This is a genomic window from Sporosarcina ureae (assembly GCF_029267015.1).
GTDB lineage: Bacteria > Bacillota > Bacilli > Bacillales_A > Planococcaceae > Sporosarcina > Sporosarcina ureae_D.
Map to the genome: position 1 here is coordinate 1 of NZ_JARIEA010000034.1, position 12,541 is coordinate 12,541.

Genomic DNA, 12,541 nt, shown 5'->3' on the forward strand with positions numbered 1-12,541 from the left:
TTTTTGTGCGCCCAGCATGGGCGCAGTCTATAGGGTGCAAGTCCCGAACTGTGAAGGCGGAAGTAACAGTTAGCTTAACGCAAGGGTGTCCGTGGTGACGCGGAATCTGAAGGAAGCGAGCGGCAAACCTCCGGTCTGAGGAACACGAACTTCATATAAGGCTAGATGCAATTGGGTGAGTTTGCAAAACAAAACAAAGCCCTTTCTGCCGAAGGTTGCATCGAGTAAATGAAGCAGATAGGTGGAGGGAAAGACTGCGTTCTTACCTGGGGAGGTCTGACGGACACGCCAAGTACACTTGGTAACCTGCCTAGTGATAGACAGCTGAACCGTCAGAAGTCAGCAGAAGCCATAGTACTATTCGATCTCGAGAACGAATGGGAAGGGCCGAACAATTGAGAGAGAACAACGTCTTGGCATTCAGTCCTCTGTATGGAACACAGAGAACCGATAGGCATACTTGAAGGAGGACGCGGTGAATCCCGCTGGGGACTTCAAGATGGTGGAGCAGAGACTGGCATAAGAAGAAACGTTGTTTACGTAGAGAGGTGTAACGCATGTTGATGGAACGAATCTTATCACGGGAGAACCTGCTGACCGCCCTGAAAAGAGTGGAACGAAACAAAGGCAGCCACGGTGTGGATGAAATGCCCGTACAAAACCTACGAAGACATATCATGGAACATTGGGACTCGCTAAAGCAGGAACTTCTCAAGGGAACCTACGAACCGCAGCCAGTCCGCAGGGTCGAAATCCCGAAACCTGACGGCGGTGTACGGCTTCTTGGCATCCCTACCGTAATGGACCGTTTCATTCAACAGGCGATTGCCCAGGTCCTGAATGTCCTGTATGACCCGACTTTCTCTGACCATAGTTATGGATTCCGTCCAAGACGGAGCGCACATGACGCGGTTCGAGAAGCAAAGGGTTATCTGACGGAAGGATATCGCTGGGTGGTCGACATCGACTTGGAGAAATTCTTCGACAAAGTAAACCATGACCGGCTCATGGGAACTCTGGCGAAGCGAATCGAGGATAAGTGTCTGCTGAAACTAATTCGAAGATACCTGAAATCAGGCGTCATGATTCATGGTGTGGTAACGGACGGTGAAGAAGGAACACCGCAAGGCGGCCCTCTCAGCCCGCTCCTATCCAACATCGTCTTAGACGAATTGGACAAGGAGTTGGAAAGAAGGGGTCACCGGTTTGTGCGCTATGCCGATGACTGCAATATCTATGTAAAAACAGAAAGAGCAGGTCAACGGGTCATGGACTCCGTCACGTCCTTCATCGAACAGAAATTGAGACTGAAGGTAAACGAGAAGAAGTCTGAAGTAGGCCGTCCGTGGAGACGGAAATTCCTTGGATTCAGCTTTACCAGCGGTAAAGAGCCGAAAGTCCGGATTGCGAAAGAGAGTATCAAACGGATGAAGAGTAAAATCCGTGAGATCACGTCTCGGAAGAAACCTTACCCGCTGTCTTACCGGATTGAGAAACTGAACCAGTACCTTATGGGCTGGTGTGGGTACTTTGCGCTGGCAGATACCCCGAGTATGTTCAAAACAGTTGAAGCATGGATTCGAAGAAGATTACGCATGTGTGTATGGAAAGCTTGGAAGAAGCCGCGTACAAAGGTGAGAAAACTCATTGGATTAGGCGTATCGAAAGGACAGGCCTATGAGTGGGGAAATACTCGTAAGAGTTACTGGCGTATTTCAAGTAGCCCCATACTGCATAGAACCCTTGGGAACTCCTATTGGAGTTCCCAAGGGCTCAAAAGTCTGATGGGTCGTTATGAAGCTCTACGTTATTCATCTTGATTGAACCGCCGTATACCGAACGGTACGTACGGTGGTGTGAGAGGACGGGAGTTAATCACTCCCTCCTACTCGATTGTCTATGTTTATCCGACCTGTCTAAGTGGGTAAATAGAGTAAAAACGATTAGACAGGGGATAGCTCATGATGAAGTTACATACAGGATCATTATATTGGGAATCGACATTTGAAAAAGAAGGTTTTCCGAAAACGGAGCGTAAAGAGTTGTATGACGTGGCGATAGTAGGCGGTGGGATGTCAGGTGCACTCACTTCGTACGTTTTGTCGAATGAAGGCTACTCTATTGTATTGATTGAACAAGAAGACGTAGGTGGAGGAAGTACGTCTGCCAATACCGGGTTATTGCAATTCTCCAATGATATTATGTTACACGAACTGATGGAGCAAATTGGTGAAGAGAAGGCTGTGGAGTTTTATAAAGGCTGCAAAGAAGCGATGAAGAATTTGAAAGACGTAGCGGAACATGCACCGTTTGATGTAAATTTCCATACGCGTGAAAGCTTATATTATGCGAGTACGGAAGAAGATGTAGCAAGATTGCGCAAGGAGTTCGAAGCATTACAGAAATATGATTTCCCTGTAGAGTATTGGGAGCCAGAAGATATTGAAGCGCACTTTCCATTTTCCCAACCAGCTGCGATTGTGACAGAAGGGGATGCGGAAGTAAACCCTCTACGTTTATGCATGGGTGCAATCCACTATGCGTATGAAAAGGGTATGGACATATTTGAACATACTGAAGTGTTGGGAATTCAGGATACCGAAGAACGCGTACTAATAAAAACGACAGATGGAGAATTTCAGGCAAAGTCTGTTATTGTCACGACGGGTTATGCACCGACTCCCGATATGTCGATCCCTCAGAAAGACTTAAAAGTGACGTATGCAATTGCTACTCAGCCAATCGATGATTTGTCATTCTGGCATGACCGTATGATGATTTGGGAAACGAAACGACCTTATTTATATATGCGCTTAACAGATGAAAATCGAATCGTGGCGGGCGGTTTGGATCAGAATATGGACACACTACCTGACTCACAAGAAGCGATAGATCAGAAATTTTCACAATTAAAACAGGAATTACAAGACTTGTTTCCGAATCAGAAACTGGACTTTGAATACGAATGGACTGCGCTGTTCGGTGAATCGACAGATGAATTGCCAGTAATCGGCCGCCATCCATTTGAACCACATATCTATTATTTAATTGGACTCGGTGGTAACGGAACGGTGTATAGCATGCTCGGAGCCTATTTACTGCGTGATGAATTGGCGGGTATAGCGAATTCGAATGAACCGATATTGGAAATAGAACGCTGATAAGGTAGCTGGAGAACCAATCTCCGGCTACCTTTTTACTAACTATTAACTTGTATCATTTGTAAATGGCCAGGTAATACAGTGATACTCTGTGTAGTTTCTTCATAAATTTCCCCGTCCATATCTACCTTACTCCCAATAGGATCTATTATTTCTAGAGACTCTATTTGTATATATTCAAGTTCAGCTAGTTGTTCATTTTCGATGAGAGGATCTTGTAATGCAAAAAGTTCTTTAAAGGCAGCGAAGTTAGTGTCTTTTACAATCAGTAGATCTAATTTGCCATCAAATGGAGACAATGGCGCGATAGGTAACTCGGTTGTACCAATAAAGCGCCCATTAAGTACAAACAATAAAATGGCTTCGCCTTCTAATTCCGTGTTAGTAGATCGAATTTTATAATGGAAAGGTTTTGTTTGTTTGAGAGTGCGCAATGTACTGAGCACGTAACTAATTGAACCAAAACGTTTCTTCTCTTCGGGCTTAATGTTTTCTGACGTCTCAGTAACTAAGCCGATGCCCCAAAAGTTCATGAAGTAGCTCTCACCCACTTTGCCGACATCTGTTTCGATGATTGATCCGTTAAGTAATTCAGTGGCTGCTTCATTCAGTGGCTGGGGGATACCTAAAGATCGACTAAAATCATTTGACGTACCACCAGGCAATATGGCTATGATCGGTCGTGCAGAGAGTGACGCAATACTGTTAATGCATGTATGAACAGTACCATCACCACCGAGTATAATGAACAAGTCGACTTGATCACTATATTTCACACAGGCTTGTTGGAGTTCTTCTTCAGAAGCTGTATTCAGTACAATGAGTTCGTCGACTGCTTGCGCAAATATGTGGAGCGTTTCAGAAAGCTTTTGTGCCATGTCATCTTCTCCGGCGGAACAGTTATATATAAACAATGCTCGTTTGAAATAAAGCACAGTCTTCACTTCCTTTTTACTATATCTTTTCCCGAATTTCAGATGTAGAAACTAGGAGACGAAGAGCCCGTGCTTTTATTGTGCTGCAAAGAGTAGTAGGTAGCAAAAACGGAAAGCAGGTTATTATAGTTGAATCCGAGGGAATAGTAGAAATATAAGGAGTGAGTAGTTATGGAAATTTATACAGTTGGGCATTCCACACATACGGAAGAAGAGTTTTTAAAGTTATTGGATGATGCCGGTATTAAGAAGCTAGTGGACGTTCGTGCATTTCCCGGCAGTCGCAAATTCCCACATTTCCATGAGGATCGAATGAAAGAATGGTTACCCGCGCATGACATTGCCTATCGACATTGTGGAAAATTGGGAGGCCGTAGAAGGAAATCCAAAACTATTGATAATGAAGTCAATGAAGGATGGAATAATCAATCTTTCCACAATTATGCAGATTACACGTTAACACCTAAATTCCAAGAAGGAATCGACGAATTGATGAAAGAAGCTTCAGTAAAACGTGTCGCAATATGTTGTTCAGAGCGTCATCCCGCAAGGTGCCATCGCTTATTAATTAGTAATTGGCTTGCTACACATGGGTGGAATGTAAAACATATTATTGATGGACCTAAGGAAAAAACGCTAATTGAAGATCACGAAGTAGGGAAGTGGGGAGCTGAACCGATTGTGTTAGACGATGGGGTAGTGACGTATCCTCCAGAGCCTAGTGATGAAACATGAACTCAGTGCCCTTTACTTAATATAAGGGCACTGAGTTTTTACAGTTATTCATATAATGTTTTGTCATGCGAACCGTCTGCGTGGAAGACATTTAAAATACCATTGTGTTCATTGGCATATTTTTTAGCTTTTTCGAGCAATGTTGATTTAGTATCTTCTTTGAACATCACATGGTCACTTCCGGTCTTACGAAAAACCCACTCATTCTCTCGTGGTTTCACTTCATAGTGAGGACGACCTTCGCTTTTGCCTTCTACATACTCATGTGCTTTAGCCGTCGCAATGGAAATCGCGCGCTCTTCAGAATAGTTTTCATCCAACAACGCGTTGGCAATTTCAATGGCTTTCTCTCGCACTTTAGAATCTAGGTTCTTCAGTGAAGTAGGATAATTACTTTTACTCCATGGCATCTGTAAACACCTCCTGTTTCACAAATTCCCTTTTGTCATCAAATATAAACAGCAAAATAAAAACAAAGCTCCGCGGTCAACCCATGGCCGCGGAGCTTTGATTATGTACACGCTCTTCGACGAAGCGGTACAAACTATTCGACTTTACTTCTTCGCTATCACAAATCCAGCTGCACCAAACTTCAACCCAAATCCATTTGTGCAGTTGCTGTTACTAGTAGTATAACCTATCAAAAACGTAATAAACGCAAATCATCAAACTGTGAAAAATGTCATCTATCTGTAGTCTTTGGCATGAAACTGAGATATATTACAAACACCTTACACGAACCTTTCATTACATTATATTATGCTATTTCATTTTGTTTTATACGCACTAATCAGAATATTCAATTACATTAGTTTTGAAATAAACATGGTCGCAATACCGAAATAAATCAACAATGATAATATATCATTAATAGTTGTAATCAAAGGACCTGAAGCGACTGCAGGGTCTACTTTGAATTTATTAAGAAACAACGGAATGACAGTACCTGCAATCGTTCCGATAATTAGTGTGACGACTAAAGAAGAGCCAACTACTAATCCAAGTGTAAAACTGCCTTGCCATATATAAGCAATCACTGAAATTAAGGCACCACACACTACACCTAATATGATTCCAACAATTAGCTCCCGGAAAATTAAATGAAGTGATCTTTTCATGGTCATATCTTCAGACACAAGCCCACGCACTACGACTGCTAGGGACTGTGTACCTGTATTGCCTGTCATACCTGCAATCATCGGCATAAAGAACGCAAGAGCTACCACGGCGTTAAGTGTGTCTTCGAATTTAGATATGATACTTCCCGAAACCAATCCGATAAACAGCAACAGAATGAGCCAGGGGAGTCTGCGGTAGGCAGCTATAAGTGGTTTTGTATTGAAGTCGATGGATTTACCAGAAGCAAATAACATTTCTATGTCTTTATTTGCTTCTCTAACAACTAAATCGAGTACTTCATCCGTACGAATAATTCCAACTAACACATCTTGTTCATTCACGACAGGTAGTGATACAAAGTCATAGCGTCCGATCATTTTGGCCACATCACCTTGATCAGTTGTATCGAGAACTTTTGCCACACCTGTTTCCATAATTTCCGTTACACAAACATCTGCCTCCGCGAGTAATAAATCGCGATATGACAGCACACCAATTAATTGTTTTTCGTCATTAATGATATACACGTAGTTCAAGTAGTGAGCAAATGCTTCGTAATGCTTGAGCTTTTCAATCGTTTTCTCAACGGAATAGGACTGATGTATCCACACATAGCTTGTTATCATAATTCGTCCAGCAGAATCTTTTGGGTACTTTCGGCGCTTACGGATATTCTTTTTTTCTTCTTGACGCATTTTAGCTATCAGTTTCTCCACTTGTTTGTCTGGAAGATCAGATAATAGATAGGATAAATCATCACTTTTCATTTCGTCTAAAAGTTCTGTAGAACGAATGGGACCTACTAATTCAAGTACTCTCAGTTGTTCACTTTTTGATAAAAAAGCCAGCATTTGAATTAGTTTATCTTTATCCAATACTTCTAAATACACAGTATGACGTTTTCGGGGCAATCGTTTATACTGATCAGCCACTTCTTCAGGCTTCATTTCGTCAATAGCTTTTTTTAAAGACTCCATATTGCCATCTTTGATCAGTTGTATAATCGCTCGTGAAACGTCGTCTTGATCACGGGTCACTGGCATCAAGCGCACCTCACTTGTTTATAAATAGTTATTGTACTTCATACTTTCCCTTATATAGTAGGATAGAAACCAATTTACTCAATATGTACAATAAAAAAAGCCTCCTAAGAGACTTTTTTAGGTGAATTATTATAAGTGATCTTTATTAGCTGGTTTTGGATCTGTTAATGGATCATAACTGTGGTCCTTAGCAAATGGGTTCGGATCAATCAGTGGACTAGATTCTGTATTTACATGTGTATGCGTATGTTCAACAGTTGAATCGGTTGAATGCGTATGTGTAACTGGATCATAAAGGTCTGAATCAATTAGAACTAATATCTTACCGTATTCAAAATGTTCATTGTAACGGTGGGCTTCTTCTTCAGGTATTCCCATGCCGATTAAAGCTCCAGCAAGACCCCCTATACCTGCTCCCGCCGCGGCACCTGTAATACCTGCCACGATAGGACCTGCTGCAATGATTGGACCAACGCCTGGAATAGCTAGAGCCCCAATACCCGTCAAGATCCCTCCGAATCCACCAATCAAACCACCAGTAGCGGCACCGGTTGCTGCTCCTTCAGTAGCGTGAGTCTCTGTTTGTTCAACTACATACTCTGACTGATCAGGGTCTTTACTAATGATAGAGATTTCATCTGCAGTAAATCCAAAATGCTTAAGGTTTTCGATAGCTGCAATTGCTTCTCTGTCCGTGTCGTACGTTCCCACTACATGTCGTTTCTTCATAAGAGAGCTCCTCCTTCAATTAAATATATTATTATTCATATACTATTGATAAACCTACCCATTGTGGCTCATACAAAACATACAAATCCGATCAGGTATCAAAATGTAATACTATTTTCATGAGTAAATACCTAAATAAACTTTTAATTCATACGGAAAACACGATAATTGTAACATTCGACTTACGGTTGTCATCGTATTGTTTCAGCTCTGTAATCAAACTGTAATATAAACTTGGTAAGCTAAGGCTATTAAATCGTTAGGGGTGGCATATTGAAGAAGTTATTATTTGCATTGACAGTAGCCATGTTAATCACAGTATTCACAAGCGGAATAAACGAAACATCCGCTGCAGCATCAGTTCATACAGTAAAAAAAGGTGACACACTATATAAAATCTCTCAACAACATAAAGTGTCGGTCTCTAATATCAAGCAATGGAATAACTTGAAATCAACAGTTATCTATCCAAATCAAAAATTGCGTTTGGTGAAGTCTTCTAAAGTGGCTGCTAGCACACCAAAGAAACAAAACACACCATCCCGTTCAAACGGAGCGAGTGTATCTAAAGAACTTATGGTAAGCGCAACTGCTTATACAGCTCATTGTAATGGATGTTCAGGTATTACACGCACAGGATTGAACTTGCGAAAAAACCCGAATTTAAAAGTAATCGCGGTAGATCCACGAGTTATTAAATTAGGAACAAAAGTTCACGTTGAAGGGTACGGATATGCAATCGCTGGAGATACTGGCGGTGCTATCAAAGGTAAGAAAATCGACGTATTCATTCCAAATAAATCACGTGCTTACCAATGGGGACGTAAAAATGTAAAAGTAAAAGTATTGAACTAATAAATCGAAAGCTCACATTAGCAGTTATGCCATTGTGAGCTTTTTTGTTTTAAAAAATATATTAAGGAGTACTCCTATTATTTAAAACTATAAATATTAATCCTTTTGAAGAGCTCTTTGCTAATGTTATACATACGTCATAACTTGATTTTTCCCGTTCTTCTTCGCTTGATAAAGAGCGAGATCGGCTAAATGGAATAAATCCTTAAAACTTTGTACATTATGCATCGTATTATCACCTAAACCAATGCTTATAGTTAAAGGAATGGGTAAAATATCCGAGTTGGCTGATAGTGTCATGACTTTTTCGGCCAGTAAATTAGCTTTTCTCTTAGCATCTTCTAAAGAGATATCTTGCATGACCAAAACGAACTCATCTCCGCCAAACCGTCCTAATAAATCCTCTTTTCTTATTTCATTAGAACAAGTATGCGCGACAAATTTAATCGCTTCGTCTCCCATGAGATGACCAAACGTATCATTAATAGATTTAAGATTGTCTATATCAAAAGCTATACAGACAACGGAACTTCTAGTTTTTAATGCCTCTTTTAGCTTCAAATCAGTAGTTTCTTCCAAATACCTTCTGTTAAAAAGGCCCGATAAGTAATCTATATTCTCTTTTGTTTTGCATGAAGCGCTTTGTAAGCGGATTTGTAGTTCGAGTGCTGCTTTAACCCAACTTATATGCTCCATTTCATGTAGTAATTCAATATATTCTTTTTGGATGATAGCCAGTTCATCAAAGTCACAAATTTTTTCAGCTAATTCAATTCTCTTTTGCTGTATGTCTTTTAATGAGGCATAATCATTCAACAAACCATCATTTTCTTTTGCGCTTGTATAATAGTGAAAAGCGATTTCGGGCTCGTCTAATAATTCATGAACTCTTGCTTTCAAAAATTTATAAAAAACTTTCTCGCGAGGACAGTTGGATAGATCGGATAAATCGCTCACATAGTTAATACTATTTAGGGCTAAGTGAGCGTCCTGTAAATTTAAAGCTGATTCCATTAGAAATAAATGCGCTTGGATTAAGTATAGTTCTCTTTCCGCTTCTCCTGACTGAGCATAGCGTAATCCAAGACTTGCATATTCTAACGCTTGTTCATATTCACCTTTTTTGTTGTGTATGTGGCTTAGTCTGCCATACGCCATGCTAATGTGCGTGTGATCTTTTAAATCAAGTGCGCTCGAGAGCATATCATTTAACACTCGCTCGCCTCTATCGTAATCCGAAGCAAACTGACTAACAAGATATTGTAGATAATATGAACGCATCCAATCAGATTTGTTTCCATTCAATAGACAGTATGCGTGATGTTTTTCAATATGGTAAAGAACTTTTTCGAAATTGCCAATGTAGTAATACGTGGAAGCTAAAATGTAATGTGCGGTTAAAATCACTTCATCTATAGAATGTGATTCAGCTTTATTTAATAACTGAGTTGCAAGTTCGATTGCTTCATAATACTTACCCGTGTTCAACGCATGATCAATGCCCGTAGAAATGGCAGTTATCTCATGTTCCCTGTTCATAGTTGCCCTCCTCCATAATAGGAAGTAATAGTATCGATTATAGTTCAAAGGATTTAATGGATGATATAAATTATTAATACTATTATATCATCTAATTACTTTAAAAGTGTATTGAAATATTACATATTCGATGAATATTCTATCAATAGTGTCTTTTTTATATATAGTCGATAGTTGTTTATACCCGATATCTTAAAAGTATAAACGTCCTAATTCAAAATATGAAATAGGACGTTGGTTTATTCAATATAATTTCTTAGTTTGACTGAATCTGTTTAAATAATGAAATAAAGTATTCTGGTTCTTCTTCAATCTCAAATGTAAACACACCTTCATTCGTATGAAGATAAAATAATCCCGTGTGTCCGGAAAATGGTCTGTAGGATAGGTCGAATACATGCTTCAAAAGAAATGTTCTAGAAGAAGTGGTGATACGATCTTGGAAAAGACAGATGGAATGATACGTTTTTTGTGTAGTTTGTTCCACGCGATCTACGACCCGTTGAACTGAAATATAGCTAAGCGATAGAATTAGCTGATCGCTCGAGTTATGCATTAGATAACCTCCTATTTCGCGATATCATAGCACAGATTAGTATGCTCATAAAAAGATAAGAAATACAATAAACCAAAATAATTCTATAGAACTACCTTTTGCGTAGGCGATTGATCAGACGAGCACAAGTCAAAACTAGAAGGAAGACTATAGCACCAGTCATGTCTAAATACACATCTTGCATCGTTGCAGTCCTTCCTCCTGTAAAGTACTGATGAAGTTCATCAGCACAAGCCAAAAGGAAAGTGAAAAAGGCGGCTAGTAGTAAGCGCCCCTTTCTTTTTGGTAAGAGCCAGTATATGACTAAGGCTAAAAAACCAAATACGAAGAAGTGTGTAGATTTTCTAATCAAAAATTCTACAAAATGATAATATCCACGTTCTTCAATAGAAATAGTTCGATTCCAATAGGAGAATTCTAGAGTAGACAAGGTGGTTTTACCTGGCTCATTTGGCAATATCTCTTGTAATGTAGAAACTAGAGATTGCTGTTCGTACGTCTGACTGGATGAGATCGCCAGTCCGATTAATAGGCTAGTGAATATAAGAAATGCTAGTAATTTTTTCATATTGGAATTGTATCACGAAAAGCGATGGATGATGCAGGTGAGCTATATTTCAATTTATATGAACACAGTTACACAGTTGTAATCAATATGTAACATGGAAGATGTATAGTTCCTAATGATTGGTAATTCCACAATCTCTTCGATGCATCCTATATTTCCCATTACCAACTCAGGAAAGGTATGTTAATATTTAAGGCGGGTAGCTAGTAATCACTCTTTCCAAGATCCTGTTATTTATTCTGGTAGTCTCAATGATTACTTTAGTATAAAGAGGGTATAAGATAAGGAGAGTGGTATTTTGCTGCTCTGCAACCAACCAGCATTAGCGTTTCTACAAAATTATGAGGAGGAAATTATTTAATGAAATCACAAACAAAAAAGAAGTACAGCAAGTATCTAACAGGTGTAGCATCAGCGGCATTAGTAGCATCAGCAGTGGCACCAGTTGTCAGTGCAGCAGACTTCAATGACGTAGTCGACACGAACTCACACAAGGAAGCGATTGATGCACTAGCAGCAGCAGGTGTTATCAATGGTTACCCAGATGGTTCATTCAAGCCTAATAAAACTTTAACGCGTTCTGACGTAGTAAAGTTAATGGGAAAATGGCTTGTATCTAAAGGTTACTCAATTCCAACAGACTATAAAACGAATCCACGTTTCACGGATTTAACTTCCAAGTCCAATGATGATCTATTACAATCTGCTGCAATCGTTAAAGATAACGATGTATTCAGAGGGTATGAAGACGGATCATTAGGTGCGGCAGGATCGATTACACGTGAAAACATGGCGGTTGTATTGGTTCGTGCGTACGATTCAGTCAACAAGACAAGCTTACTAACATATGTTCAAGAACAAAAATTTGATAGAGATGTAGTAGATTTGAACAAAGCAAAAGCTGAGGCACGTACGGCAATTGACGTACTCGACTTCTTCGACATCACAAACCCAGCTGCGCCAAACTTCAGACCAAAAGAAACAACAACACGTGGACAGTTTGCTTCATTCCTATATAAAACTATTCAAGTTGAAGTACCTGGAACTGAAGAACCAGAAGCTCCAGCAGTATCTGAAATCACTTCTGTAACAGCGACTGGCGAAAAAGAACTTGAATTAGTAGGTAAGAACTTACACACGTTAAAAGCAGAACAACTAAAGATTGAAGGAAATGAACTGGCTTCATTCAAAGCGAATGAAGACGGTACTAAAGCGACAATCGAATTAAAAAACGAACTAACGTCGGGTAAAGAAATGACTCTTAACTTGACGACTAAATCAAAAGTTGAAGGAGAAGACGA

Annotated in this window: 13 protein-coding genes; 6 read left to right on the top strand and 7 right to left on the bottom strand. The window is 39.9% G+C overall.

Annotated features, from left to right (window positions below; genetic code table 11):
• The first annotated feature begins 557 nt into the window (after window positions 1–557).
• Entirely contained in the window at window positions 558–1,820 is a 1,263-nt protein-coding gene (ltrA, locus tag Q7P97_RS04975; RefSeq protein ID WP_303967408.1) for a group II intron reverse transcriptase/maturase, read from the top strand.
• Between the two features lie 141 nt (window positions 1,821–1,961).
• Window positions 1,962–3,161, top strand: a complete 1,200-nt coding sequence (locus Q7P97_RS04980; RefSeq protein ID WP_303967410.1) for an NAD(P)/FAD-dependent oxidoreductase — start codon at window positions 1,962–1,964, stop codon at window positions 3,159–3,161.
• A 38-nt stretch (window positions 3,162–3,199) separates the two neighbouring features.
• On the opposite strand, the gene Q7P97_RS04985 is transcribed toward Q7P97_RS04980, so the two are convergent.
• Window positions 3,200–4,105 (bottom strand): diacylglycerol/lipid kinase family protein, encoded by a 906-nt coding sequence (locus Q7P97_RS04985; RefSeq protein WP_369684244.1) that lies wholly within the window; start codon window positions 4,103–4,105, stop codon window positions 3,200–3,202.
• Window positions 4,106–4,267: 162 nt separating this feature from the next.
• Here Q7P97_RS04985 and Q7P97_RS04990 point away from each other — a divergent pair, with 162 nt between their 5' ends.
• Entirely contained in the window at window positions 4,268–4,831 is a 564-nt protein-coding gene (locus tag Q7P97_RS04990) for a DUF488 domain-containing protein (RefSeq protein WP_303967414.1), read from the top strand.
• A gap of 44 nt (window positions 4,832–4,875) precedes the next feature.
• On the opposite strand, the gene Q7P97_RS04995 is transcribed toward Q7P97_RS04990, so the two are convergent.
• Complete coding sequence (locus Q7P97_RS04995; protein WP_303967417.1) at window positions 4,876–5,241, bottom strand: DUF2188 domain-containing protein; 366 nt, start codon at window positions 5,239–5,241, stop codon at window positions 4,876–4,878.
• Window positions 5,242–5,344: 103 nt separating this feature from the next.
• Between Q7P97_RS04995 and Q7P97_RS05000 the strand changes: the two genes are divergently transcribed.
• A complete protein-coding gene (locus tag Q7P97_RS05000; protein WP_255396870.1) occupies window positions 5,345–5,467 on the top strand; it encodes a hypothetical protein in 123 nt (40 codons plus the stop codon).
• A 167-nt stretch (window positions 5,468–5,634) separates the two neighbouring features.
• Here Q7P97_RS05000 and mgtE read toward each other — a convergent pair whose 3' ends face one another.
• Both mgtE and Q7P97_RS05010 read right to left on the bottom strand, forming a co-directional pair.
• Window positions 5,635–6,993 carry a magnesium transporter gene (gene mgtE, locus Q7P97_RS05005; protein WP_303967421.1) on the bottom strand — a complete coding sequence of 453 codons (1,359 nt, stop codon included), beginning with the start codon at window positions 6,991–6,993 and terminating at the stop codon, window positions 5,635–5,637.
• Window positions 6,994–7,122: 129 nt separating this feature from the next.
• Window positions 7,123–7,722, bottom strand: a complete 600-nt coding sequence (locus Q7P97_RS05010) for a general stress protein (protein WP_303967424.1) — start codon at window positions 7,720–7,722, stop codon at window positions 7,123–7,125.
• Between the two features lie 273 nt (window positions 7,723–7,995).
• On the opposite strand from Q7P97_RS05010, the gene Q7P97_RS05015 reads away from it, so the two are divergent.
• Entirely contained in the window at window positions 7,996–8,577 is a 582-nt protein-coding gene (locus Q7P97_RS05015) for a LysM peptidoglycan-binding and 3D domain-containing protein (RefSeq protein ID WP_303967426.1), read from the top strand.
• A 126-nt stretch (window positions 8,578–8,703) separates the two neighbouring features.
• On the opposite strand, the gene Q7P97_RS05020 is transcribed toward Q7P97_RS05015, so the two are convergent.
• The 3 genes from Q7P97_RS05020 to Q7P97_RS05030 form a co-directional block, all read right to left on the bottom strand.
• Entirely contained in the window at window positions 8,704–10,116 is a 1,413-nt protein-coding gene (locus Q7P97_RS05020) for a GGDEF domain-containing protein (RefSeq protein WP_303967428.1), read from the bottom strand.
• A 256-nt stretch (window positions 10,117–10,372) separates the two neighbouring features.
• Entirely contained in the window at window positions 10,373–10,672 is a 300-nt protein-coding gene (locus Q7P97_RS05025; RefSeq protein ID WP_085428313.1) for a hypothetical protein, read from the bottom strand.
• A gap of 91 nt (window positions 10,673–10,763) precedes the next feature.
• Complete coding sequence (locus Q7P97_RS05030; RefSeq protein WP_303967431.1) at window positions 10,764–11,240, bottom strand: VanZ family protein; 477 nt, start codon at window positions 11,238–11,240, stop codon at window positions 10,764–10,766.
• 360 nt (window positions 11,241–11,600) lie between these two features.
• Here Q7P97_RS05030 and Q7P97_RS05035 point away from each other — a divergent pair.
• Window positions 11,601–12,541 (top strand): S-layer homology domain-containing protein (locus Q7P97_RS05035; protein WP_303967433.1); only part of this gene is annotated, 941 nt, incomplete at its 3' end.

What these genes read in the sequence shown, in the direction of transcription:
- ltrA (WP_303967408.1), top strand. Translation starts at nt 558, where the DNA reads ATGTTGATGGAACGAATCTTATCACGGGAGAACCTGCTGACCGCCCTG.
- Q7P97_RS04980 (WP_303967410.1), top strand. Translation starts at nt 1,962, where the DNA reads ATGATGAAGTTACATACAGGATCATTATATTGGGAATCGACATTTGAA.
- Q7P97_RS04990 (WP_303967414.1), top strand. Translation starts at nt 4,268, where the DNA reads ATGGAAATTTATACAGTTGGGCATTCCACACATACGGAAGAAGAGTTT.
- Q7P97_RS04995 (WP_303967417.1), bottom strand. Translation starts at nt 5,241, where the DNA reads ATGCCATGGAGTAAAAGTAATTATCCTACTTCACTGAAGAACCTAGAT.
- Q7P97_RS05000 (WP_255396870.1), top strand. Translation starts at nt 5,345, where the DNA reads ATGTACACGCTCTTCGACGAAGCGGTACAAACTATTCGACTTTACTTC.
- mgtE (WP_303967421.1), bottom strand. Translation starts at nt 6,993, where the DNA reads ATGCCAGTGACCCGTGATCAAGACGACGTTTCACGAGCGATTATACAA.
- Q7P97_RS05010 (WP_303967424.1), bottom strand. Translation starts at nt 7,722, where the DNA reads ATGAAGAAACGACATGTAGTGGGAACGTACGACACGGACAGAGAAGCA.
- Q7P97_RS05020 (WP_303967428.1), bottom strand. Translation starts at nt 10,116, where the DNA reads ATGAACAGGGAACATGAGATAACTGCCATTTCTACGGGCATTGATCAT.
- Q7P97_RS05025 (WP_085428313.1), bottom strand. Translation starts at nt 10,672, where the DNA reads ATGCATAACTCGAGCGATCAGCTAATTCTATCGCTTAGCTATATTTCA.
- Q7P97_RS05030 (WP_303967431.1), bottom strand. Translation starts at nt 11,240, where the DNA reads ATGAAAAAATTACTAGCATTTCTTATATTCACTAGCCTATTAATCGGA.